Source organism: Citrobacter sp. 50677481, from assembly GCF_001463265.1.
Classification (GTDB): Bacteria; Pseudomonadota; Gammaproteobacteria; order Enterobacterales; family Enterobacteriaceae; genus Citrobacter_A; species Citrobacter_A sedlakii.
In genome coordinates this window covers 1-23,751 of sequence record NZ_LNHZ01000053.1, presented here as the reverse complement: position 1 = coordinate 23,751, position 23,751 = coordinate 1, and the positions used below count along the sequence as shown (strand labels likewise).

The window sequence follows — 23,751 nt, the reverse complement described above, 5'->3', positions numbered from 1 at the left end:
AGGTAAGGGATATTTCTTCCGCGTTTTTATTTTGATAAAAGCGTGCGGTGGGTTCCGGAATCCTGTTTTTAATCTGTCTTTAATACGTCTCCTGGACACGCTGATTGATTGAGCGAATCATCGATTGTTTCGCGGTATTCAGATGGTTACGCAGTGCCAGCGTGGCATCGAGATCGCTTCGGCAGATTAATGCGCTGAGGATGGTCATGTGTTCGTCGACGGCGATGATATTGCGCTGCTTCAGGTCACGCTCGTCCCACTGATAGTGGAAATGAAAGATCACGGAGATAATTTCAAGTGACTGATTAAAAAATATATTATCTGCAGCGGAAAGGAGCAACGCGTGAAAATCCCGGTCCAACTGGGAAAACATGCGAAAGCTGCTGCCGATGCTGTCGCGCAGCGTCCGGTGGCGCTCAAGCAAGGTTCGGGCCTGTAACCAGCGCGGGTCGTCATCGGGTAGATTGAGAAAATGCTGCAATGCGTGCGTCTCCAGCATCTCCCGTAGCTCAAAAAGCTGTTCAGCCCACGACTGGTCAAATTGCTTCATACTCCAGTAGCCGCGTTTTTCACTTTGAATGAGGTTATAACGCCCGAATTTTAAAAGGTATTCCCGCACCACGACCGGGCTCACGCCCGCCGCGCGCGCCAGTTGAAGTTCAGAGAAGGTTTCGCCCGCGCGCAGTTGACGCTGGTTGATCATGGTGAAAAACGCCTGCTCAAATATCCGGTTTTGCTCCGCCATCGACGCCGTTGTGCAGGCAAAACCGTCGTCGGCGTCCGGACGGCGGGCGATGACGTAATCACCCTCCACCGGCGTCAGTACGCCGCATGCGCACAGGTGATGAAGGATATGGCGCACGGTCGTCCGGCTGATGTTATACATTTCCGCCAGCGCGCTTTGCGACGGCAGCGGAGAGGGAATATGACCACGGGCCATATCGTCGATTACCTGATTAATTACATTGTGGCGTAAATTTTGTGAACGGCTCATTATTTCCTCCTTTTTGCGCATTAAAACCCGATTTAAAACATTTTAATGCGTAGAGTTTCACAAATTAGCTTTCTGGTTACGCCGTTATTTCGCTTTTCATCAATATCTGAAGCAACGAAAAAACCGGAGTGCATGATTATGTCCACAATGACGATGTTGATTTGTCAGGAACCCAAAAAATTAATAGTGAAAAAAACAGAAATTCCGATTCCGGCGCGGTATGAGGCGTTAATTAAAATAAAAACTGTCGGTATTTGCGGTACCGATATTCATGCCTGGGGCGGGAACCAACCTTTTTTTAACTATCCACGTGTATTAGGCCATGAAATATGTGGGGATATTGTCGCGATCGGCGAAAAGGTGACTCATCTTAAGGTCGGTCAACAGGTGGCGGTGATCCCTTACGTCGCCTGCCAACAGTGTCCCGCTTGCCTGAGCGGTCGCACAAACTGCTGTGAACATATTTCGGTTATCGGCGTTCACCAGGACGGCGGCTTTGGCGAGTATCTCAGCGTCCCGGAAACGAATTTACTGCTGGCGGAAGATATTGAGCCGGAAGCGGCGGCATTGATTGAGCCTTATGCCATCAGCGCGCATGCGGTTCGACGGGCGGCAATTGCGCCGGGCGAGCAGGTGCTGGTTGTGGGGGCGGGTCCGATCGGGTTGGGCGCAGCGGCGATCGCCAAAGCGGATGGCGCGCAGGTCGTGGTGGCGGATACCAGCCCAGCCCGGCGCGAACATGTCGCCACCCGCCTGGGGCTGCCGGTGGTGGATCCGTCGGCCACAGACTTTGACGCGCAGCTGCGTGCGCAATTTGACGGCGCGCTGGCACAGAAAGTACTGGATGCCACTGGCAGCGCGCACGCGATGAATAACGCCGTTAATCTGATTCGTCACGGCGGCACGATTGTGTTTGTCGGTTTGTTCAAAGGCGATCTTCAGTTTTCCGATCCGGAATTTCACAAGAAAGAGACCACCCTGATGGGCAGCCGTAATGCCACTCCGGAAGATTTTGCCAAAGTGGGGCGCCTGATGGCGGAAGGCAAGCTGACCGCTGAGATGATGCTGACGCATCGCTATCCGTTCAGCCAGCTTGCCGGGATCTTCGAACGTGAAGTGATCAATAATCGGGAACTGATCAAGGGCGTGATAACGTTTTAGCTGTTGCCATACAGCGCCCGGAGCAGTGTGGGGCGCTGTCTTTTTATCCGGCACAGACCAGCAGCGGCGAGTAATAGTTGCTGATGACAACCGCCTCATCAGGCGTTCGTTGAATGTTTAAGAGGCGCTTCTGGTCCTGCGTTATCCCAAGGGCGTATTTTTCGAACACCCCCGCGGGCACGTCATCATGACCGAACCGTTCAACCTGATTGATCTGCAACTGGTAAAAAGCGTCATGGATGTGCTTCCAACTGAAATTCTGCTGGCGCGACACTGTCCAGTGATTCTGCTTATTCATGATATCGCCGTTCAGACTGAAATAACCGGTGCCGTCGGGCGTGAAATGCATCACCACGACGCCTTCAAAGGTAAACGGGTTGTCTGCCCGCCGATCCTTAAAGACCAGGCCTCCCTGACAGGTCATGGCCAACTGCTCACTGTGTTTGATCCACAGCCAGGTGCTCAGAATCACCAGCAGGCTGAGGGCAAGAACGGCGAAGATCCTTTTTTTCTGTTTCACGGTCTACCACTCATAGTAATACAAGGTCTGACAACTGCTGGTGTGTCCGCGAAAGCGCGAGCACTGCGAGAGCACCAGCCGTCCTTGATCGCCATACAGCAGCGGATCCTGAATGTGCACATAAAAGAGCGAGTCGGGCAGACAGCGAAATTCACCGGCTTTTTGTATCTGCGCCAGCAGCGCATCCGCCTGTTCGCGAAAGCCGTCAGGGAAGGGAGTGAAGCTGTAAACCGGACAGGTATCAATGTGGCTGAGCAGAAACAATTCTGCACGCTGACGATGCGCATTCCAGAACAATGCCGCGAGACATAACCCCATCACGATGAGCGTCACGAGTATCAACGACCCGGTTATGCGCGGGGAGCGGGGGGACGCGGGGGCGCTTTCGCGCGTTTCTGTGTCGAGAGGGATCACGGGCATATCTGCGCTGAGCATAAACCCCACTTTCGGCACCGTGACGATAAACAGGCTGTCGGGCACCAGCGTCGCCAGCATTTTACGCAGGATACTGATGTATTGATTTAGTGAATTACTGGAGCCATGCAGGCCGCGGTTATCCCACACCTCCTGCAGGAACGTCTCGCGTTCAACCACCATGCCGTGGTGGTCGATCAGCAGATTCAGAATGGTCTGCGCGGTGCAGGTTAACGACTGACTTTCCGCAGCGGCGTCATTCTGGAGTGTAAGCGTACCATCCTCGTTGTCGTAAACGAGCATGTCTGCAAGCAGGTATTTCATGGGATTATTGGTAGTCCGGGTGAAAGAGTAGCGGTGTATTTATTTAGTGCGTGAATAATTTTAACGCTAAATGTTATCGGTAACATTGATCCAGACCGGTATTAAACAGATTAATAAGTGAGCGTTACGACAACATCGTCGCTGAACTCACCTGTGCCGGTTAAGGTTTGCGCCGGTACGCTGCCGTACACCGTCACATCCTGAATGCTGCCGTTATGATGGTCCATTTCCAGCGTATTGTTGCCGATCTGGTCTCCCCAGGGGCGGCTCATGGCGGCATCCTGCCAGAGGTTATACGTGAGGCATTGCTGTTGCGAATTGCACATCTGGCGGTTTTGCCCGTGCGCATGTTCTCCGACGCTAAGTCCCAGGGAATAACGCGTGCCGACAGGACAACGGGCACGGATCGATGCCGTTGAGTTCACCTGGCCGCGTAATGCGGTGCTGTTTACCACGCCAAAGTTGAGCGGCGAGACATTCTGGATGAAACAGCTGTCTGACAGAGTTGCACTGGCGTGTGAGGCGCTGTCGATGGCTTCGCCTTGTGATACGCCGTCCTGACAGGCAGTGAGCGCCTCGGGGCGGGTGGCGCTGTTCCACGTTAATTTCAGTCCGAGGGCATAGTTAAAATAACTGCGCACCGGCAGGTTATTCTGCCCGGCGGGGATCTCCGCGTTTAAGGGAAAACTGCCGCTGCCGACCTGATTGCCGCCCACCGTTAGCGGCGTTTGCAGCGCGCGACCCGCCGTTTGCGCGGTAAGCGGCCGGGTATTGTCCACGGCGCTGTACAGGTTAAACAGCATCGTGTACGCCTTGCCTTCCTCATCGCCGTTGGAGGTCATCTTAAACGGGCTGGCTTCAAGGCTGCTCAGGCAGACGTTGAAGTAGCGCGTTTCGCCGAAATCGGCATAGCAACTGAAATGGACGCTGGCATGCGTCGTACTGGCGCTGCCGGTCACCAGTGTACCAAACGTGACGCCTGCGCCCTGGGTTATCCAGCATTTGCTGGCGCTGGCGTTAAAAGCCGACAGAATTAACAGCAGTAGCGCGAACAGCGGGCGCTGGCTTACAGACACGACAGCTCTCCCAGATTAACCGGACCAGCCTGCGGTTCAGAGGCGGGCAGACGGATCTGGCAGCGTCCTGCTGGCTGTTGTATCTCCAGTTTTCCCGGCATGGGCGGATTTTCCAGCCAGATAAACCCGTCGCGTCCGACAATCGTGGCGCCGTCGGGAGTATTGACCCTGCTGCCCATCGAAAGCGGATGACGCTGTTTATCCACTACCTTTGCCGTGACTAACCGCGAACGGTGGACGTGAAAGTCGACCTTCACCGCTTCGGTGACGCCCGGCGCGGCGTGGATATCCGTCATCGGCGTCACCACGTCCGGCGGCAACCTCAGCGGATCCAGGGTAATTTTGCTCTGGTGGTAGCGAGGCAGATCGGTCAGCAGCAGAAAGCCATTTTCATCGGTTTCGCCCGCAGGCCGGTTTTCGATGGCGATGGGGATATGACCTATGCCGTTAGTGGTGATCAGCGCCATGCCCTGCTGATTGTAGCGCAGCGCATAGGCGTGTTTTTCCAGTAGCATCAGGGAGCCTTCGCCGGTGAGGTAGCGGCTGTTCTCGCGGTTGTCGCGATCCAGACCAACGCGCCATTCGCCATAGCGGCTCAAATGCCCAAGTTCCGCATGCTGCTGCCTGAGCTGACCGTCGCTTCGGGCAAGCTGCCAGGACCAGCCGCCCTGCAGGTCATCAGGTTGATGGCGATAATCCCAGCGAGTTGCGGTCTGGCGGGTCTGGAACGACACCGTGTCCCGCCTTCCCAGTGGCAAAGAGAGCAGAAGCTGAACGGTTTTATCGCCATTGCTGAGTGAATGGCTATAGCCCAGCGTGGCAGAAATCCGGTTATCAAAGGTACGCGACCAACTGGCATTGATGTAGCGTACGCTGTCCTGCCGCACCCAGCCCGCACCGAGTGTGCCCCAGTCCGGTAACGCCTGGCTGAGCCACAGGCTGTCGCTGCGGCTGACGGGCAGACTTCCGCTGACCCGGGCAATATCAGACCAGTCGTCGCTGCTGCGGCTGGTGTTCAGCGAAAAACCGCTGCCCTGCGCGTTCCACTGATAGCCCAGCCCCCATTTCACGCCGTTGCCCACCTTTCCCTGGCTGGTCGCCAGATGACCGCTGAGCACCCCGGCGCGTGGCGAGGTTAGCCAGTCGCTGGCGATGCCGATATTGTGCGCCTGTCGATGCTGCTCGCTATGGACGCCCAGCGTCAGTTGGTTGCTGACCCCGTAGCGCCATCCCGCATCCAGTAGCGGGGATGCGGCGTAATCGTTTGAGTGTTCGGCATAATTTTCCCGTAGCCAACCGATATCCAGCGAATGGCTGCTCATCCCTTTCGCCAGCATGTCTGGCGTACCGTATACGTCAAGAGTGACCTCTCGCCGCTGACCGTTGATGTCGGTGATCACCACCTGCGCCTGCCCGCGACCAGAAAAGGTCGGCATCGTATCCAGAACGTAGTTGCCCGGCGCGACCCGCTGGCGGCTTTGTCGCAGGCCGTCAATGTACAAATCGACCGTTGACGGCAAAACCACGCTGTCGCTGAATTCTGCCCGTGGCGCAGTATTCAGCCGGGGATCAAGCTGAAAGTTGCGCGACAGATGCAGCCCGGCAAACCGTACCTGGCGGCTCCAGCTTACCCCGGTGGTGATGGCGTCACCGAGCGTCAGGCTGGTTAACGACTGCGGCATATCGTATTGCCAGGCTGTCATCAGACGGGTATGGCGGGTGCGCGCGTCATTCTGCCCCTGCTGAATGCGGCTGTTCATGCTGCTGCTTAGTTGGCCAGGCAGCCATCCGGAGCTTTGCATCCGGCTCTGGACGCTTGCCTGTCGTTCCGTTGCGCTTTCGCTGGCGTACAGTGAATAGTCGAGAGAGAGCGTCCCCATGGTTTCCGCCTGCGGCAGCACCTGTGCCGACGGGGGCGGCTGGCTGACCAGATGTTGACGATGGTTTAATGCCGACGGTTTGAGCGTTAACGACAGATGCTGTTGCAGAGGGTCAAACTCCGCCTTAATGTCCTTGCGAGAAGCGAGATTGATCCAGGGGCGACTGTCATCGTTCAACGCGATCCCCAGAGATTTCGCGTCGCGGCTGGCGAGCCAGAGAGCGTTATCCTCAACGCGTACCGCCCAGAGTCCGTCGTGAACATAATGGTTAACGGTAATGGACAGGTACAGCGTGGTTTTCGCAGAGGGTTCAGCGTGGAGTGTCATGGGCAGTAGCCACAGCAGCAGGATGTACCTTAAGCAGGCTGGCTTCAGTATTTTCATTCAGATAGGCGCGCAGGGCGGATAGCAGGCGACGGTGATCGCGTTTAAACGGAAGCATGAACCGCTGTCCTGCCAGTACATAACCCGCCAGACCCGGGAGTGTTTCTATGGGGCGGCCATCGTTCGCCAGCGCCTGAACGTTACTCAGACGAATATGCGATGTTCCGCGGTTTTGGCACCAGATATCCGTCTCTTGCTGCGCGCAGGCGAGCTGCGAAATGTCATCCAGCGCCGCGTTGTGTTCCGCTGCGATAAACAGCGGGATCGAATAGCGCAACAGAAAATGGACGCCGGTATGGCTGGCGCCAGCGGCGGAAAGCCCTGGCAGTTCGTCGATCTGCAGGCGAAAGCTCTGTTCATGCGCGTGTAAGCCTGGGTTTAGTACCACGATGCGCACCAGTTGCTGTTGTCCGGGCTCCAGTGAGGCCACCGCCGGGCTGCTGACGATGTCGTCGGTCAGCGTGAGGACGTCTTTACCGTCGTCCTGCGTCCAGTCATAGATTCGCACCTGCGCGTGAATCGGCGTATCGCCTGTGTTGGTGAGATACAGGGCGGCAGCGCGCTGATGTGGGCTAAGATTCAGCGTCACGGGGGCGACCTGTAACGTGGCGGACTCGGCGTAACGGCTTAACAAACCGAGGATAGCCAGACAAAACAGCGTCAACAGAAATAGCCAGCGCATATTAGTACACCAGATTCAGCGTCACATCATCGCTGTATAAACCGGCTCTGGCCTCGGCCAGCGCGCCAGCCTCAATGACGCCGTAGAGGGTTTCTGACTGCGTTTGACCGTTACCCGTGCCTTCGATGCCGCCGCTGGCGTTTACCGGCGTTTTCTTACTTTCGTCGGCATACAGCTTATAGGCGATATTTTTCGCGCCGAGGCTACTGTCTTCTGCTTTCAGCCAGAATGTTCCATCGTTTTCGCTGTCGGCGCTGGCGGCAGAAAGCGAAAACGGCGTACCGTTAGTGCACAGCACGCTGAGCTGCGTACTGGCCTGAATCTCGTTGGTTTCGTCGGAACCGTGGCGAGAAAAATTCAGATCGTTAGCCTGCAGCGTGCAGGACTTCAGTACCTCCAGCGAGACGTGCAGCGTGGCGCTGGCCGTGCTGTCAGCCCACGCCAGCGGCGCGACAAGTGCGGATAAACTGAGACAAAGCGCCGGGAGCGCGCGGGAAGAAATTTTCATGTTTTCGTCCTTACGATGACAGGTAAAGCGAACGGCTTTCCATCAGATGCATTTTTCGATGCAGTTCCGCCAGCGTATGGCAATGAAACTTGACCATCGCGTTGCGTCTATGGGTGTAAATGGTTTTCGGCGATTTGTTCATCATTTCGGCAATTTTCACGGTGGAAAATCCCTTAATGATCAATAAACAAACGCTCACTTCTGTTCGGGTCAGTGGCGCATCTTTCTGGATCGTACGGCGAAAATCAGGGTGACGGAGATGATTGGCAAACTGCTTTAGCGTCAGAGTGTCACGGATTACGCAGACGTTTTCAGGCGGCAGGATTTGCTGCACTTCGCGCAGACGGTTGTCAGGGGTGACGACCAACCATCTTCTGCTGCTGGCGTCGTTAAGCATCGTTTCGCGTAGCTGAAACAGACTCTTACTGGAGAGATCGTTGTGCCAGGCAATCGACAGTTGTGGTTCGCCCATCTCGCGGATTAAGTGGCGTAACCCTGACCAGAGATAGTAGTTGTCGCTGTATACAATGAGCTGATAACGCTCTGCAAATGAGGGAGTCATAGTGCTGGTTTATTCCACAGATAACCCTGGCCGTAATGCGCCGTAGAGCGGCAGGCTAATTCGTAATCGTTGACGGTCTCAATGCCTTCTATCAGCACTTCTTCCGCAATCTGTCGGCAACGCTGAGCCAGCTTCAACAGCGGAGTTTGCTGTTCGCGACCGGCCCAGAAGGCGTGTTTGTCGATTTTTGCACCGGAAAAGGCGTAGGCCTGTTCGAGCAGGCAGGTGAGAATGTCGTCATGGACATCGTCGGCCCAGACGGCAATGCCCATTTGACGAAGGGTGGCGATGCGCTCACGTAGCCTGCGGCTTTCGTCAGGGCTGAGCGCGCGGAGACGCTCAAGGTCTGTGAGTTCAATGGCAATCTTTTCCGGCTGATGCACTTCCGCTGCCAGGCGTTCTATGAACCCCTCGCTCAGCAGCACATCCTCACTGGCGTTGAGATAATATTTACCCGTCTGCGTTGTTTGCAGGACGTGAGTGAGCTGAGCAAAAAAGAGGCTGAACCTGTCCTGCAACGATAAGTGACTGAAAAAATGCTCCAGGTCTACCTCATCAGGGGCGGTGGACAACACCTCCCAGGCGATAACGTTTTCACTTTGTAAAACGCGGATAGATTCGAATTTATAACCTGTAAGCATGATAACCGGCGCGTTCGCTTGCCCTGAAAATGAATGTCGGGAAAGCGTAAGGGATTATCTTTCTGCAGGATATTTATAAATATAATTTCTATTTATAAGGTTATTATGACTGGTTTTTTATTTTTTTATAGGTTTATATTTTGTATTTAAGGGTTAAAGGCGGAATATTATCCCGCCTGATAATGTTAGCTTTGGCCGTTAACCACTTTGATTTCCACCATCCCAATACCGAGCTTACGCGGTGAGTGGCCGAGGATATTGCCTTCGTTTGTGGAAACCGGTTCAGGCGGAACAATCACCAGCGTATCCGCCTCGGAGGGGTTTTCAAAATGAAGCGTGGTGGTGGTGACGTCGTGACCTAATACCAGCGTCTGCTCTTGCTTGCCAACCCGCACCGGAATTGGGCGGTTAGCGTTGTCGCCGAATGCCTTCGCGGTGATCACCAGGTCAAATTTTTTCGGCAGCGGCTGCTTGTATTCGATTTTCACCTCATCGCCGAGCTGGGCGTTCGACCAGCGTCCCCACGATTCCGGGCGGGAAATCCCGCTGAACTGCTTCACTTCTTCCGGCGCGCCAGCCACGTTGAAGACAAAACTGTCGGCTTTGTAGCGGATGTCGTTATCAACGATCTTCAGCGTGTCGACGTTGCCTTTATAACGTTCCATGTCGATGAGGGTCTCGTTGAATGCCGTTTTGCCTTTCCACTGCGCTTTGTCGACATGTTGTACGATTTGCTGACCGCCAAGCTGTCCTTGCGACACGCACCAGTCAGTCGAAAGCGCCAGTTCCGGCGCCCATAGCTGGCCCATCTTGTAGCAGCGATCGACCCAGACGAAGTTATCTCGCGGGGCGAAATCGGCAAGCTGGAAGCGCAGCGGTGCGGAGTATTCACTTTCCGGCAGCGGCTCGACACGCTTGTCGGAGACCCGCAGCAGCAGCGGCAGACGGAAATGACTGCCGGAAAAAGCGATCATGTTTTTATCCCGATCGACGGTGAACGTTTTCATCTCTTTCGGGAAGTTCCACAAACGGATAACGTCCGGCTTCATCGACAGGATTTTTTCTTTGCTGTTAAGGAAGATTTCGGACAAGGACCGACCGGATAAGCTGCTGCGGCCAAGACCGATAAAGTTATCGCCGCCGAGAATATCCAGCACCGTTGCGCCGTTATCCATGGTGTTACGCTTGACCGCCAGCGTCTCCTGCTGCGGCTTGTCGCCACGCAGCACAAAGAACAGATTATTACGATCCTGCTTGTTCAGGTATTTCCATGCGGTGTTGTTCATAGCCAGATGGTCAGAAGAGACCACGATAACGGTGTCTTTAAACCATGGTGACGCTTTGATTTTCTGGATAAAGGCGGCAATGTTTTCCTGGCTGCAGCTTACCGCGCTGAATGACTGGTTCGGCTTACCGTCAAAATCGTAGCGCTTACGATTACAGGTGCGCGAAATAAAGCCATCCGGGTGATGGGTATCGACCGTTAGGGTAAACAGTGAGAAACGCTGGCCGGAACGGGACAGTTCTTCAAACTTCTTCCACGCTTCGTCCAGCACCGTATCGTCGTAAAAGCCCCAGTCGTTACGGTAGGCCGGATCTGCCACCACGTTTTTTAACTCCTCCGCGCCATACAGATGGTCAAAGCCGTGGGATTTCAGAAATACGTCTTTTCCTGCAAAACGCAGGTTGGCGCCCTGGACAAAATAGTTCTGGTAGCCGGAGTTTTTCAGGATATCCCCCAGACAAATATTCTGCGGGAAGAAACTGGAAACGGACGCCGAGGCGTTACCTTCAAACGGGGCGAACAGTGGAATGCCGCACTGCGAAGCGACCATTCCGGCGATGGTGTAGTCGGTGCCCGGCAGTTGTTGAGTGTGGCTAAAGTCCAGCCCTTCATTTTTCAGCGCCCCCAGTTCCGGGGTCAGATCCGGAAAAGCGTCGTTATCGAAATACGTACGTTCGAGGCTTTCACCATAGATGTAAACCAGATTCAGCTTCGGGTCAGGAATACGCTTCGCAGGCTCTTTATAGTATGTCGCGAAATCAGGATCGCCATCGCGGGTCTGGGATTTTACCAGTTCGGTGATCTGGCGAAAGGCCGGGCTGGCATCCACTGAACCGAGGGCCAGCAGCAATGCCAGCAGGCTGTAGCCAAAATGGTGCGGGTGGTGGCGACGACGGCGCAGCACCCAGCCCAGCGCGCCAAAGACCGCCACTAATGCCAGCGCAATGCCGACGCCTGGCAGGATGTACTTGCCCACGCCTGCCCCCGTCAGACTGTTGGTCAACGTGTAGAGCACTGCGTCGTTAATGCCGTCACCGGTAAAATAGTCGCTGGCGTAGAGCGTGATATTTAAAATCACAAACAGCCCCAGCACGGTTAATGTTGCGGCAAACCACCAGGTGTTGCGACCCGCTTTCCACGCATAAATGAATACGGAAGCGAGAAACAGAACGATGGAAAGTAACTCAGACAACAGACGATCCTCACGAATAGCCTTCTTGCAGAAAGGCGCTTAACCAGGCGTTGGCTGGCAGTGAATCTTTTTTCAGGAAGTACAATGTAATGGGGTTGTCACTTAGCTGCAATTCTAGTGACATATTAATGCGATGTTATTCAGAATTGGTTTAGAAATAGACTTTTTTGATCGCCGTCACTTCCCGCTATACGGGGGACGAGAGGGGGGAGAAGGATAAAAAGAAGCGGCAAACGCCGCGCCAGCCGGGAGACAGCTGAAACGCGGCTTCTGGCGTCAGGAAATGAAGTTCATTCCCTGCTTTAGCACCAGGTCACAGGCTTTCGTTTTCACTTTTTCCGCCAGCGGCGTGCTGCCGATAGTGTTGAGGTTAAGCTGTTGGCCGTCTTTGGTATTCAGCAGACCCTGAATGCCGTCCAGATAGTGAGTGTCCTGCTTCTGCTCTGTCGCACCCAGCCCGAGTTTATCCAGTACCTGATTTTTCACGTTTTCCGCGTCGGTTACCGAGGCCAGTTTCTGCTTCGCGCAGTACTGTAAAATACCTGCGGCGTTGTTCATATTGTTCGCGCTCAGCGCCTGATTGCCGCCGTTAAGCAGGCTGGTCAGGGAAGAAAGCGACGTTCCGCTCTGGGAAGAAGAGGCGCTTTGCTTGCTCAGTTCATTGGCGGCGCTGGAAAGCGACTCCTGCCAGGAGGCGGCAAAGGTGCTGGTGGCGATAAACACGCTGGCGGTTACCGCGCAGCCCAGAAGGTATTTAGCTGTTTTCATCATACTGACTCATGTAAGGAAGTTATCGGTATGGCGGATTATCCGGCCTGATGACATGAATCGCAGACCGGATAAGCGTAGCGCCATCAGGCACGTTTAGCGCAGTATAGCGCTGTGAAAGGTAAGAATGGTCTTAGAACCCGCCCATCAGGCTATTAATACTCTTTACCGGTGACCCGGCTGCGAAAGCTGTCCCAGTTGAAGATCACCCACAGGCTGTTGCCGAGCCGCATACGATCCATCACCCGCTCGCCCAGCAATTTGGTCATTTCCTCCATGTTGCTGTTAGTGAGCATGCCGGTCGGACGCTTGGAGGAAGAGCGCCGATCGACGATCTGATTAATGATCACTTTTTCGTAGCGTGACTCTGTCTGTACGCCGATCTCGTCGATCACCAACAGATCGACGTTACTGAGATCGTTTAGCAACTGTTCTTCACTGGTTTCCCGGTTGCTGAAGGTCTCTTTCATCGCGGACATAATATCCGCGACGGTAATGATCAGCACCGATTTGCCGCGCAGCAACAGTTCATTGCAAATGGCTGCCGCCAGATGATTCTTTCCGGTTCCCGGCTTGCCCGAAAAGATAAAGCTGGCGATGTTGCCGTCAAATTCTTCAACGTACTGGCGCGCTTTGCTGAGCGCGTTCATCTGTCCTTCACATTCAACATGATAGTTATCGAAGGAGCAGTTTTGATGCAATGGACGAATGCCGGAACGGTTAAAGGTACGCTGCATTTTCATCGCCCGGTTTTCGCGGGCCAGCGCCGCTGCGCGGATTTCACCTTGCTGTTTCTGCCATGCCAGCAGCTCTTCACCCGTTTTGAATGCAGGTTCGATGTGTGCTGGCATCATTTTTTGCAGACGTTTCATCAGATCGCCAACGTTTTTCATTGTTACCCTCTAAAACCCGGTGGAATTTGATTGTCAGGTTCGCTGACCGTGTTGACGTCGCGCTTCGGTAACCCGCCGTTGCTGGCGCGGCCAATCTGTACGCTGCGCGCCAGTTTTTGCTGCCACTGGACATGATGAAAGACTTTGCCTTCCGCCTGCCAGTAAGCCACGAACGCGGCCAGCTCTTCGGCGGTGACCGGCTCGCGTAGCGCCACGCCCCAAAGCGCGGCCTGACGCTGAAAGTCGTCGTCCGGGCGCCAGTCGGGATACATCGCAAATTTCCCCAGCGGCACGCTAACCGGCACCGGCTGCGGCTCTTCATACAGCTGAGCGTCCAGCGTCACGTCGCAACCCGGACGGGCTAGTTTATCTTCAAGCGCCAGTAGTTGCGCCAGACGCGCCGGGGTGACCGCGTAAAAGACCGGGGCGTTATTGGCGAACACCGCTACCGCGCCGCCTTCGGATTTTGCCAGCACCGTCTGGTGGTCATGTAATAGGGCGTCAATACCAATGACGTCCGGGGTTAAAATTCTGGATGACATAACGTTTCTCAATACGGACTGCAACCGAGAAGGGACTCTGCTTCTATAGTAACACACCGGGGCGGGCGAGCGGCAGGGAGGAACCTGCCGCCAGGATTATACGCGTGGACGCTTGCGGTAAAGCCACAGGCCGGGTACCGACAGGCCGATCGACAGCGCGCCGACAATCGACGACGCCTTGAGGAAATTGGTCAGCAACGTGATCATCAGCGCCTCGCTGTAACCAAAGTGGCTGATTTTTACCGCGGAAATCATCGCCGTGTAGGCGGAAATGCCGGGGAACATCGGGATCACCGCTGCAACGGTAAATACTTTTGGATGCGCCAGATACCAGCGCGACCATTGAATGCCGATGCTGCCGATCAGCAGTGAGGCGACAAAAGTCGACCACTCAATATTGAAACCCGCGCTCATCATCACCATGCGCGAGCCGTGTCCGAGTGCGCCAAGCAACGCACACCAGGGCAGCGCGCGGTGCGGCACGTTAAACACCATCGCGAAACCCATCGCCGGTATGGCGGCAAGCACCATGTCCTGCATCAGCGCGAGAATAAAATCGATTATACCCATCCGCGAAGCCCCCACAGTGTTAATGCCATCACCACCCCCACGCAGGTCGCCAGCGTCAGCAGGCTGGCGATAGCCCAGCGCGCCAGCCCGGTGTTGATGTGCCCCTTGAACATATCCGCTACGGCGTTGATCAGTGGAAAACCAGGCACCAGCAGCAGGACGCTGGCGGCCATCGCCACCGTGGGCGTCAGGCGGAAGGCCGGCAGGTGCAGCAATAAACCGGAAATTGTGGTGGCGACAAATGCCGTAATACAAAAGTTTATCTGCGGATGCAGATGGCGGTGCGCCAGCAGCTGTCGGATATACATCGCGACCATGCTGGCGATGAAGGTGATCGCCGCGCCGTCCCAGCCGCCGTTGTTCAGCTTACAGAAACAGGCGCAGGACAGGCCGACCATCAACGAGACCAGCCATCGCGGGTAACGTAACGGTCTGAGCTGGCTAAAGCGCTTCTCGACGCCTTTGTAATCCAGCAACTTATGTTCAGCGAGGATCACAATATGTTGAACCTCTGTGACCACATGCATGTTGATCCCGCGGTCCTGGTTTTTACGCGTTGAGGTCAGGCATTGCCCGTCTTTGATGGTGGTCAGGACGATGGCGTTTGAGGAGATAGCGCTTTCCACGCTGTCCATGCCCAGTGCCAGGCCGAGGCGGGTGGAGAGTTCATCAACCAGCGCGCTTTCCGCACCGTGTTGCAGTAAAAAAAGCCCGCACTGAATGCACAACCGTGTAACCGTTCGCTGAAATGACTGCTCTTCTTGCATGACTCGCCCTGACTGAAAAGACGCGTTGCGTACTGACTGATGACGAAAGACTTCTTTGTATCATGAAGCGGACGTTTTTTGGCTCCCGCTGAGATCAATCTTTATGTTGAAAAAAGAGCCAGTTCTCTGCAGATGAGAATTTGAACTGCGCCACACTTTTATCAAATCGGTGAAAAGTGCAATTTTTGTCCGCATTTTGACCTTCTTTTTCGTCGCGTGCTTATCAAAAATGCAATTTGAAACTTTTAATCAACATTGTTTAAACAAATGATCAACTATCAGCTGGGGGACGCGATGAAAACTCAGGTCGCCATTATTGGCGCAGGGCCTTCCGGCCTGTTGCTCGGGCAGTTGCTGCATAAGGCGGGGATCCGCACGCTTATCATTGAACGCCAGACGCCGGAGTATGTGCTTGGCCGGATCCGCGCGGGCATTCTGGAAAGCGGGACCGTAGATCTTTTGCGCGAAGCGGGAGCCGCCCGACGCATGGACAATGAAGGACTGGTACATCATGGCGTTGAGTTTATCTTCGACGGTAAACGTATCCCCGTGGCGCTGAGCGAATTAACCGGTGGAAAAAGCGTGATGGTTTACGGCCAAACGGAAGTCACGCGGGACTTAATGCAGGAACGTGGCGAATGTGGAGCGCCCACGATTTATGGCGTGCAGCAGGTAGACATTCACGACGCCAAAAGCGATCGCCCGTACGTCACGTTTGAAAAGGAGGGGGAGAAGTGTCGTGTGGATTGTGACTTCATCGCCGGTTGCGATGGCTTTCACGGCGTCTCGCGGCAAAGTATTCCGCGCGAGGCGATCCGCGAGTATGAAAGTCTTTGGCCTTTTGGTTGGCTGGGGCTGCTCTCCGACACGCCACCGGTGAATCCGGAGCTGATTTACGCCCATCATGAACGCGGGTTTGTGCTCTGTAGTCAGCGCTCACTAACAAGAAGCCGTTACTATTTGCAGGTGCCGCTTAGCGAGCAGGTTGAGGCCTGGAGCGATGAGCGCTTCTGGGACGAACTCAAACGGCGGCTGCCGGACGGATTAGCGCAAAAGGTAGTGACGGGTCACTCACTGGAAAAAAGTATCGCGCCGCTACGCAGCTACGTCGTGGAACCAATGCAGTATGGTCGGCTGTTCCTGGTTGGCGACGCGGCGCATATCGTTCCGCCCACCGGGGCGAAGGGCCTGAATCTTGCCGCCTCGGATGTGAACTATTTATGGCGTATTCTGACGCAATATTACCAGCATGGGCGGGGCGACCTGCTGGCAAGCTATTCACGCCTGGCCCTTAACCGGGTCTGGAAAGGGGAAAGATTCAGTTGGTTTATGACTCACCTGCTGCATGATTTTCAGGACAAGAGCGATTTCGACCGCAAGATGCAGGAGGCGGATCGGCAATATTATCTTGGGTCTGTCGCCGGACTGACGACCATTGCGGAAAACTACGTCGGGCTGCCATACGAAAAAGTGGGTTAACGAGAAGGAGAGAAGATGCCGTTCACTGATGGGGTTCCCGTTTTCAAACTGTATGGCGAACAACAGGGGTGGCCGACGCCGGAATTGCTGCACTGTGAGTCGATCCATCAGCGCAGCAGCCTGCATGAATGGCACATCCGGGTGCACCAGCACGCCGAGATTGTCCAGCTTCTCTATTTGCACCGGGGGGAGGCGACGATTGAGGTTGAAGGACTCTCGACGGTCATGCGGGAGCCCTGCCTGCAGGTGGTGCCTGCGCTGTGCGTGCATGGCTTTCGTTTCTCACCGGGAACCCAGGGCTATGTGCTCTCGCTTGCCCTGCCGCTGATAAGCCGCCTGGAGGCGCAGTTTCCACAGCCGCTCTCTTTGCTCAGCGCCCCGCAGTGCGTGCCGGTGGGACACTCCCGCGGCCATATTCACAGCCTGTTTTCGGCGTTACGTAAGGAATACCAGACGGATCACGAGGCGCGGGAAATGATGCTGTTTGCGTTGCTGAGCGCGCTACTGGTCTGGCTGCGTCGGCAACATCGACCGGCAATACAACAGGACGACAAACTGGCGCGCAGACGTAGCGCAATGCGTCTTTTTGCGCGCCAGATCGAAAGTCATTATCGCGAGCACCTGCCGCTGGGGGAATATGCGCGTCGAGTGGGACTCTCCGCGAATTACCTTAATCAGTTATGCCGTGAATTTCATAATTGCAGTGCATTAATCGTCGTGCATCAGCGCATCATGCTGGAAGCCAAACGCAGTCTGCAATATACCAGCATGACCATCAACCAGATCTCAGATTACCTGGGGTTTAGCGATGTGACTTACTTTTCGCGTTTCTTTAAAAAAAATGAAAATATGTCGCCTAAAGCATTTCGTGAATTAATGAAACAAATCCGTTATCTCAAAAAGGATTAGTAATGCTAATTTATAATTTAAGAATATTTTAATGTCTCATTCTGGATTTATGGTTAAATATTGACGGGGCAGGATTGCATTATACTACGTGGATAGTTGTATAATCGCCCATATGAATTCTGAAAGAAAACCAGGGATTAACAATTCATACTGATTATTGTTATGTTTATTTGTATTGCGTTGAATAATGTTTTTCTGCGCAAATTGCAAAAATAACAGGGCGATAACGGCTATGGGATGTGGAGGATATATGTTGCCAGGATGCTGCAAAAACGGAATTATTATCAGCAAAGTACCGGTCATTCAGGCTGGACTGAATGGGGTGATGCATCGGCATTTCCCGGAATATGACGTCTCCACCTGTCGCGCTGTCGACGAACTTACGTTATTACAACTTCGTCGTTCTAACGTTGTCATCGCCGATCTTACCGGAGAGTGCCGCCATCCGCGCACTATCTGTGAACAGTTCTCCACCCTGATCTCTCAGTATCGCGATATCCATTGGGTTTTTCTCGTCTCACGCGCCTGGTATCCGCAGGCGGTGGAATTGCTAATGTGCCCATCCAGTACGCTGCTGTCCGATGTGGAACCGATTGAAAACCTGGTCAACACCTTGCGTGCAGGCAGCAAACATCCTGACAGCGTGAGCAAAACGTTGCTGTCGCCAGAACACGTCGAGCACGCGGAATTTGGTTCGCGTTCTATTATTTTAACGCTCTCCGAGCGAAAAGTGCTGCGCTTGTTAGGCAAGGGATGGGGCATCAATCAGATCGCGATGCTGCTAAAGAAAAGTAATAAAACCATCAGCGCCCAGAAAAATAGCGCGATGCGCCGTTTATCAATCAACAGCAACGCTGAGATGTACGCCTGGATTAACAGTTCTCAAGGAGCGAGAGAGCTGAATTTACCTTCTGTATATGGAGATACGCCAGAATGGAAAACCGAAGCTATGCGGGAAATGTCGCACTCATAGAAAAATGTGTTATGAGCGGTATTGGTATTCAGGATTTATTTAAAACAAATACTGAATATCACTATAAACTGCACCTTTACTCGACACGAGATGAATTTCTACAGGCGATGAACACAACGACATTTTCTGCCGTTATTTTCTCGCTTTCTTCAATCAGAAAAGATCGCCGGATGGGGTTAATGTGTCTGGCTGAACTGGCCACCAATTTTCCCCGTATGCGACGTCTGGTGATTGCCGATGATAACGTCGAAGCGCGATTAATCGGCGCGCTGTCGCCGTCGCCGCTGGACGGCGTTCTCAGTAAAGAGGCGTCGCTGCCGGTATTACAGGAAGCATTATTTACGGCGCTTAGCGGTACCCGCCGAATTAATGAAAGTAATCATAATCTCTGGTATCTCACACAGAGCCGGATGCTCAGCCCTACTGAGCGTGAAATTTTGCGTTTTATGTCCCACGGTTACTCTATGCCTGAAATCGCCGTTGAGCTTGAGCGAAATATTAAAACCATTCGGGCGCATAAATTTAATGTGATGTCGAAACTGGGCGTCAGTTCGGACGCCGGTTTGCTGAACGCGGCGGATATTCTGCTGTAGGCGCGGGAATCGCGCTTCTCTTAAGAGTAATGCGTACGGTTGACCTTCACTGGCAGACATCCACCCAGGTCGCTGAGGTCAGTTCAGCCATCCGCTCTGGTGAAATGCGGATAGCGCTATGGATTGCGCCAGCGGCGGGAAGCACTTCGGTATACGTCTTTAGCGACACATCACAATAAACCGGTAACGGCGTCTCCAGGCCAAACGGGCAAACGCCGCCAACCGGGTGACCCGTCGCGTTCACCACTTCATCACAACTGAGCATTCGGGCCTTCGCGCCAAAGGTACTTTTAAGTTTTTTATTGTCCAGTCGCGCGTCGCCTTTCGCGACGATCAGTACGATCGTGTCTTTGACTTTTAGCGACAGGGTTTTTGCGATCTGTCCCGGCTGCACATTGTGCGCTTTTGCCGCGAGATCAACCGTGGCGGTGCTTTGCTCTAATTCAATGATTTCAATATCGGGCGCATGTTCGGCCAGAAACTGCCGTACGGATTGCAAACTCATTCTTTTCTCCTGACACCATTCGACGGTTTTCCAGTGTGTGCAAAACCGCTGGCGTAATTTGTCATAAGACAGGCGCCGCTGTAAATATTTTAATGTAACAAACCAGTAACATAGACGTTTTTTCGATCCTCTTCACATTCACGGAAACCGGTTACCGTAACCGGTTGCAGTACGGGAAAGGGCGATTAATACTGCAGTTGTCACTTCCTCTGTATCACATAAAAAGAGCCACTTATGAAATCTACCAACCATGCAGTCTTTAATGTGATTTTCCGGTTCGTCGAAAACTACGTCAGCCCTGTCGCGGGGCGTATTTCGTCACAACGTCATGTCATGGCTATTCGCGACGGCTTTATTTCTGCGATGCCGTTTATGATTGTTGGATCGTTTCTGTTGGTTTTCGCCTATCCGCCGTTTTCCCCCGACACCACCTGGGGTTTTGCCAGAGGCTGGTTGGATCTGGCAAAGCAGTTTGAAGGACAAATCCTTACCCCGTTCGATATGACGATGGGGATCATGTCTATCTACATCTGCGCGGCGATTGCGTACAACCTCGGAAAACACTATGCGAAGTCACATCAGCTTGATCCCTTTATGTGCGCAATGTTGGCGATTATGGCTTTTTTATTGATCGCCGCGCCAAAAACGAAGGGGACGTTGCCGGTTGACAGTCTTGGCGGTACAGGTATTTTTACGGCGATTCTGGTGGCGATTTATTGCGTTGAGATGATGCGTTTTCTGAAGACGCATAACATCGGGATTCGCTTACCGGATCAGGTGCCGCCGATGATTAAAAACTCCTTCGATCTGTTGATCCCCGTGCTGGTCGTTGTGTTGACGTTGTATCCACTCAGCTTGCTGATCCAGGCGCAGTTCGACATGTTGATCCCGCAGGCGATCATGGCCATCTTTAAACCCCTGGTTTCGGCAGCCGATTCGTTGCCGGCAATTTTATTGGCGGTGCTGATTGGGCATCTGCTGTGGTTTGCGGGCATCCATGGCGCGGCGATCGTCTCCGGGATGCTGCAAATGTTCTGGCTGACCAATCTCGGCATGAACCAGACGGCGCTGGCGCAGGGCGCGCCGTTACCGCACATTTTTATGGAGGCGTTCTGGACCTTCTTCATTGTCATTGGCGGTTCAGGAGCGACGATGGGGCTGGTGATTTGTTACCTTCGCAGCCGTTCCGTACATCTGCGTTCGATTGGTCGCTTAAGCGTGGTGCCCAGCATCTTCAATATCAACGAACCGGTGATATTTGGTACGCCCATCGTGATGAATCCAGTGTTCTTCATTCCTTTTCTGCTGGCGCCCATGGTCAACGCCATCATCGCATGGGCAGCCATGCAGTTTGATCTGATTGGTCGGGTGATTTCGGTGGTGCCGTGGACGGCGCCTGCGCCGGTGGGGGCGGCATGGGCATTAGGCTGGGATTATCGCGCGGCGATCCTGGTGGTGGTGCTGGCGCTGGTCTCCGCCATTATCTACTTCCCCTTCTTTAAGGTATATGAGAAGCAGTTACTGGCGCAGGAAGCGGAAGAAGCGCAGCGAACTGACGCCGAAAGCGAGCAGATTGCGTTATAACGGTCCGGGAGCGAAAGCTCCCGGCTTATTTCAGCGTGCAGTCGCCGCATTGCTGCACGTCGGGCAGGCGGTATCGTTGGCAGCACGTACGGCGTACCAGTACGCCTTCGCGCGGGACAACGGTCCGCCAGAGCAGATTATCAGTGCCGCAGGAAAGCTGTTTTTCGAAGAAGCAGGCATGGCGAAGCGCGTGAAGTAACTCTTCGCCAAGCAGCGGTTTCATCTCGTTGAGGTACCAGTGAATAAGGTAACCGGTATTGCTCCAGATGAGTTTACCGTTAATTTCGCCCGTGGCCTCAAGAGCCTGGACGACAGGCGTTAGCGCCTGTTTGATCAGGATTTCAATGCGCATCTGCGGAGAGCATTCCGTCGCCTGACGATCCGGATGAACGTCAATCCAGAAGCACGCGGCGCGACCCGTTTCATGAAACTCCACGTGCACATGCTCGGGAGAGACATCGATGGCCGTTTCCTGCGTTAATAAGGCAAGCATCAACGGCGGCACCATCAGACCGATATACCACTGCGCCCACAGCGATAGCAGTGGCTTGTTTTCTCGCGGCTGCGTGGGCTGGTTGCGATAAATATGGTCGGAATAGACCGCCAGCAATGACTGCAGCTCATTTGGTCGACACCATTGCGCCAGAGTCATAGCAGACTGGGGAGCAGGTTCGTCCAGACGAATGAAATCCAGCAGGTGCTCGCGTGTCTGGGCGATAGTTGCGCGTACGGCCTCCGCCAGCGAAGGGCGCTGCGGCTGCAGAGGCGTTCGCCAGATGACGTTATCAATGACGGATGCGGAACGATAAGCCATAGTCTGGATAATAATCTAAATGATAATGATTGCTAATCCTAGCTATAGGCATAACCGATAGCAAGCGCTTTGTCAGGCTTGCTTCTCACGCCGCACGATTACACCATACCGCGTCAGGCGATACCGGGATCGCTGCTGGCTAAAATATGGTTACGTCCCAGATGCTTGGCTTTATAAAGCGCTTTGTCCGCACTGCTAATGGCGCTTTCGATCTCTCTGCCTGTCAGCGGCGCGATACCAATACTGATCGTGACGTTGGTCGCGACGCTTTCATTAAACATGTGTGGGATCTTAAGGTCATACACGCTTTGACGAATACGCTCAGCGGCGGCATGCGCCTGCTGCGGATCGGCTGCCGTCAGCAAAACCATAAATTCCTCGCCGCCAAAGCGAGCAACCACATCACGCGAACGTACGGCGTCGCGAATAGCCGCGGATACGCGCATCAGCGCCTGATCGCCCATCATGTGTCCGTAATGGTCGTTGTAGGCTTTGAAATGGTCGATATCGATCAGCAACACGTGATGCTCATCGGTATCCGTCTCAAGAAGGGTCTCCAGACGGTGTTGAAGTCCCCGCCGATTGTATAACCCCGTTAAAGGATCGAGCATGCTGAGGTCGTTCAACGTCTCTTTTTCCGCCAACAGTTTGTACATCAGCTGCTGGGCGAAATCATCGTAACGTTTTTGGATTGCATGCTGAATCGCCACTCCCGCCATGGGCAACGCCAGGAAATAGAGGATCCGCAGGCCCTGTTCATTGCCGTTTAACCACAGGCAGACCAGTACGGAGGGCAGCGAGTGAAGCGTAAAAGCGACAATATTATTGGCAAATGAAATAGATCCGATGAATAAAACAGTCAGTAACGCCATCAGCAGGAAAGTGTCGTCCGGAGACGGGAGCTCGGTGTATTTCAACGTAATATGCGCCGCCCATAGCCCGCCAAACGCGAAAGAAACGATCGGTAAATTAATCCTTTTATTGGCGTGTCTACCGTGCCACGCGAGGAGGGCCGCGCTCAGCGCCAGAATCACAATACCCGGCACTGAGACGGTTTTAATCTGATAGATCGGATAAGCAATAGCAAACAAAGCGGAAACGGCGTTAAGAAACAAAAACAGACGGAGAGAGAGCTGATATTTTTTAGCGCGCAGGGAAAGCCAGGATTGTGCAGTCATGTCTTAATTCATTATTTATCTAACAATTACACTGTTCAGGCCACGTGAAAAAAGCGAGAAGTCGCTCGCTCAAAGTAAGAGGTATTTGCTTTCTATGTTTACCGCTGCGCAATTTATCACCTTAAAGAATTCATGTCATCAATGCTTAAGTAAAGCTGATGTCAGGGTGTGCAACGGTGTGCTGACAAATGAGAAAATTTATCATATGATATTGGTTATCATTATCAGTGTGAGAGGTGAAACCATGTTGCAACGGGCGCTGGGCAGTGGTTGGGGAGTATTACTGCCGGGGATCGTGATTGCCGGACTGGCGTTTGCCGATCTTTCCCTTGAGGTCTGGAAGACCATTATTGTATTAGGGCTATTACTCACTCCGGTGATGCTGTATCACAAACACCTGCGGCATTTTGTTCTGTTGCCATCATGCGTTGCGTTGATCGGTGGAATGATGCTGGTAATGATGAATTTGAATCAGGGATAAACAACAGGGAACAGCAGAAGGAAGGCCGTAAGATAATTGGTGCGAGGGGGGGGACTTGAACCCCCACGTCCG

The 23,751-nt window shown here is 53.8% G+C and carries 25 protein-coding genes; 7 read left to right on the top strand and 18 right to left on the bottom strand.

What is annotated here, in order from left to right:
- Window positions 1-79 precede the first annotated feature (79 nt).
- Window positions 80-994, bottom strand: coding sequence for a GntR family transcriptional regulator (locus APU02_RS13880; RefSeq protein WP_060570324.1), 915 nt, complete (start codon window positions 992-994; stop codon window positions 80-82).
- Window positions 995-1,132: 138 nt separating this feature from the next.
- Between APU02_RS13880 and APU02_RS13875 the strand changes: the two genes are divergently transcribed.
- Window positions 1,133-2,155: a zinc-binding alcohol dehydrogenase family protein gene (locus tag APU02_RS13875; protein WP_060570344.1), complete on the top strand. Its 1,023-nt coding sequence runs from the start codon at window positions 1,133-1,135 to the stop codon at window positions 2,153-2,155.
- A gap of 43 nt (window positions 2,156-2,198) precedes the next feature.
- On the opposite strand, the gene APU02_RS13870 is transcribed toward APU02_RS13875, so the two are convergent.
- The 14 genes from APU02_RS13870 to APU02_RS13805 all read right to left on the bottom strand — a co-directional run bounded on the left by APU02_RS13870 (window position 2,199) and on the right by APU02_RS13805 (window position 15,163).
- The gene (locus APU02_RS13870; protein WP_060570323.1) at window positions 2,199-2,675 is read right to left on the bottom strand and encodes a hypothetical protein; all 477 of its coding nucleotides are present in this window, start codon (window positions 2,673-2,675) and stop codon (window positions 2,199-2,201) included.
- A 3-nt stretch (window positions 2,676-2,678) separates the two neighbouring features.
- Window positions 2,679-3,413, bottom strand: coding sequence for a winged helix-turn-helix domain-containing protein (locus tag APU02_RS13865; RefSeq protein ID WP_060570322.1), 735 nt, complete (start codon window positions 3,411-3,413; stop codon window positions 2,679-2,681).
- Between the two features lie 110 nt (window positions 3,414-3,523).
- Window positions 3,524-4,489: a spore coat U domain-containing protein gene (locus APU02_RS13860; protein WP_060570321.1), complete on the bottom strand. Its 966-nt coding sequence runs from the start codon at window positions 4,487-4,489 to the stop codon at window positions 3,524-3,526.
- The gene (locus tag APU02_RS13855) at window positions 4,480-6,696 is read right to left on the bottom strand and encodes a fimbria/pilus outer membrane usher protein (protein WP_060570320.1); all 2,217 of its coding nucleotides are present in this window, start codon (window positions 6,694-6,696) and stop codon (window positions 4,480-4,482) included. Before APU02_RS13855 ends, APU02_RS13860 begins: the two co-directional genes overlap by 10 nt.
- On the bottom strand, window positions 6,680-7,435 hold the full coding sequence (locus tag APU02_RS13850) for a fimbria/pilus periplasmic chaperone (protein WP_060570319.1): 756 nt from the start codon (window positions 7,433-7,435) through the stop codon (window positions 6,680-6,682). Before APU02_RS13850 ends, APU02_RS13855 begins: the two co-directional genes overlap by 17 nt.
- A 1-nt stretch (window position 7,436) precedes the next feature.
- Window positions 7,437-7,943: a spore coat U domain-containing protein gene (locus APU02_RS13845; protein ID WP_042292287.1), complete on the bottom strand. Its 507-nt coding sequence runs from the start codon at window positions 7,941-7,943 to the stop codon at window positions 7,437-7,439.
- 10 nt (window positions 7,944-7,953) lie between these two features.
- Entirely contained in the window at window positions 7,954-8,505 is a 552-nt protein-coding gene (locus APU02_RS13840) for a helix-turn-helix transcriptional regulator (RefSeq protein ID WP_060570318.1), read from the bottom strand.
- On the bottom strand, window positions 8,502-9,146 hold the full coding sequence (locus tag APU02_RS13835) for an EAL domain-containing protein (protein ID WP_060570317.1): 645 nt from the start codon (window positions 9,144-9,146) through the stop codon (window positions 8,502-8,504). The genes APU02_RS13840 and APU02_RS13835 overlap by 4 nt, the downstream gene beginning before the upstream one ends.
- A gap of 185 nt (window positions 9,147-9,331) precedes the next feature.
- Complete coding sequence (gene opgB, locus APU02_RS13830; RefSeq protein WP_060570316.1) at window positions 9,332-11,623, bottom strand: phosphatidylglycerol--membrane-oligosaccharide glycerophosphotransferase; 2,292 nt, start codon at window positions 11,621-11,623, stop codon at window positions 9,332-9,334.
- A 276-nt stretch (window positions 11,624-11,899) separates the two neighbouring features.
- Complete coding sequence (locus APU02_RS13825; RefSeq protein WP_072015037.1) at window positions 11,900-12,394, bottom strand: DUF2501 domain-containing protein; 495 nt, start codon at window positions 12,392-12,394, stop codon at window positions 11,900-11,902.
- A 152-nt stretch (window positions 12,395-12,546) separates the two neighbouring features.
- On the bottom strand, window positions 12,547-13,284 hold the full coding sequence (dnaC, locus tag APU02_RS13820) for a DNA replication protein DnaC (protein ID WP_042292276.1): 738 nt from the start codon (window positions 13,282-13,284) through the stop codon (window positions 12,547-12,549).
- Window positions 13,285-13,286: 2 nt separating this feature from the next.
- A complete protein-coding gene (gene dnaT, locus APU02_RS13815) occupies window positions 13,287-13,826 on the bottom strand; it encodes a primosomal protein DnaT (RefSeq protein ID WP_060570315.1) in 540 nt (179 codons plus the stop codon).
- A 96-nt stretch (window positions 13,827-13,922) separates the two neighbouring features.
- Window positions 13,923-14,396, bottom strand: a complete 474-nt coding sequence (locus tag APU02_RS13810; protein WP_060570314.1) for a threonine/serine exporter — start codon at window positions 14,394-14,396, stop codon at window positions 13,923-13,925.
- Complete coding sequence (locus APU02_RS13805) at window positions 14,387-15,163, bottom strand: threonine/serine exporter ThrE family protein (RefSeq protein ID WP_042292269.1); 777 nt, start codon at window positions 15,161-15,163, stop codon at window positions 14,387-14,389. Before APU02_RS13805 ends, APU02_RS13810 begins: the two co-directional genes overlap by 10 nt.
- A 294-nt stretch (window positions 15,164-15,457) precedes the next feature.
- Between APU02_RS13805 and pobA the strand changes: the two genes are divergently transcribed.
- The 4 genes from pobA to bglJ all read left to right on the top strand — a co-directional run bounded on the left by pobA (window position 15,458) and on the right by bglJ (window position 19,117).
- Window positions 15,458-16,642 (top strand): 4-hydroxybenzoate 3-monooxygenase, encoded by a 1,185-nt coding sequence (gene pobA, locus APU02_RS13800; RefSeq protein ID WP_042292266.1) that lies wholly within the window; start codon window positions 15,458-15,460, stop codon window positions 16,640-16,642.
- A 15-nt stretch (window positions 16,643-16,657) separates the two neighbouring features.
- Window positions 16,658-17,551 (top strand): helix-turn-helix domain-containing protein, encoded by an 894-nt coding sequence (locus tag APU02_RS13795; protein WP_060570313.1) that lies wholly within the window; start codon window positions 16,658-16,660, stop codon window positions 17,549-17,551.
- Between the two features lie 250 nt (window positions 17,552-17,801).
- Entirely contained in the window at window positions 17,802-18,524 is a 723-nt protein-coding gene (locus APU02_RS13790) for a response regulator transcription factor (RefSeq protein WP_060570312.1), read from the top strand.
- Complete coding sequence (gene bglJ / locus APU02_RS13785) at window positions 18,485-19,117, top strand: DNA-binding transcriptional activator BglJ (protein WP_060570311.1); 633 nt, start codon at window positions 18,485-18,487, stop codon at window positions 19,115-19,117. The genes APU02_RS13790 and bglJ overlap by 40 nt, the downstream gene beginning before the upstream one ends.
- Before the next feature lie 46 nt (window positions 19,118-19,163).
- Here the strand turns inward: bglJ and APU02_RS13780 are convergent, their stop codons facing one another.
- On the bottom strand, window positions 19,164-19,622 hold the full coding sequence (locus tag APU02_RS13780) for a YbaK/EbsC family protein (protein WP_060570310.1): 459 nt from the start codon (window positions 19,620-19,622) through the stop codon (window positions 19,164-19,166).
- Window positions 19,623-19,856: 234 nt separating this feature from the next.
- Between APU02_RS13780 and APU02_RS13775 the strand changes: the two genes are divergently transcribed.
- Complete coding sequence (locus tag APU02_RS13775; RefSeq protein WP_060570309.1) at window positions 19,857-21,206, top strand: PTS sugar transporter subunit IIC; 1,350 nt, start codon at window positions 19,857-19,859, stop codon at window positions 21,204-21,206.
- Window positions 21,207-21,231: 25 nt separating this feature from the next.
- On the opposite strand, the gene fhuF is transcribed toward APU02_RS13775, so the two are convergent.
- Entirely contained in the window at window positions 21,232-22,020 is a 789-nt protein-coding gene (fhuF, locus tag APU02_RS13770; RefSeq protein WP_060570308.1) for a siderophore-iron reductase FhuF, read from the bottom strand.
- A gap of 113 nt (window positions 22,021-22,133) precedes the next feature.
- Complete coding sequence (locus APU02_RS13765; protein ID WP_060570307.1) at window positions 22,134-23,198, bottom strand: diguanylate cyclase; 1,065 nt, start codon at window positions 23,196-23,198, stop codon at window positions 22,134-22,136.
- Window positions 23,199-23,403: 205 nt separating this feature from the next.
- On the opposite strand from APU02_RS13765, the gene APU02_RS13760 reads away from it, so the two are divergent.
- Window positions 23,404-23,679 carry a DUF1435 domain-containing protein gene (locus tag APU02_RS13760; protein WP_042292378.1) on the top strand — a complete coding sequence of 92 codons (276 nt, stop codon included), beginning with the start codon at window positions 23,404-23,406 and terminating at the stop codon, window positions 23,677-23,679.
- The last annotated feature ends 72 nt before the right edge of the window (window positions 23,680-23,751 follow it).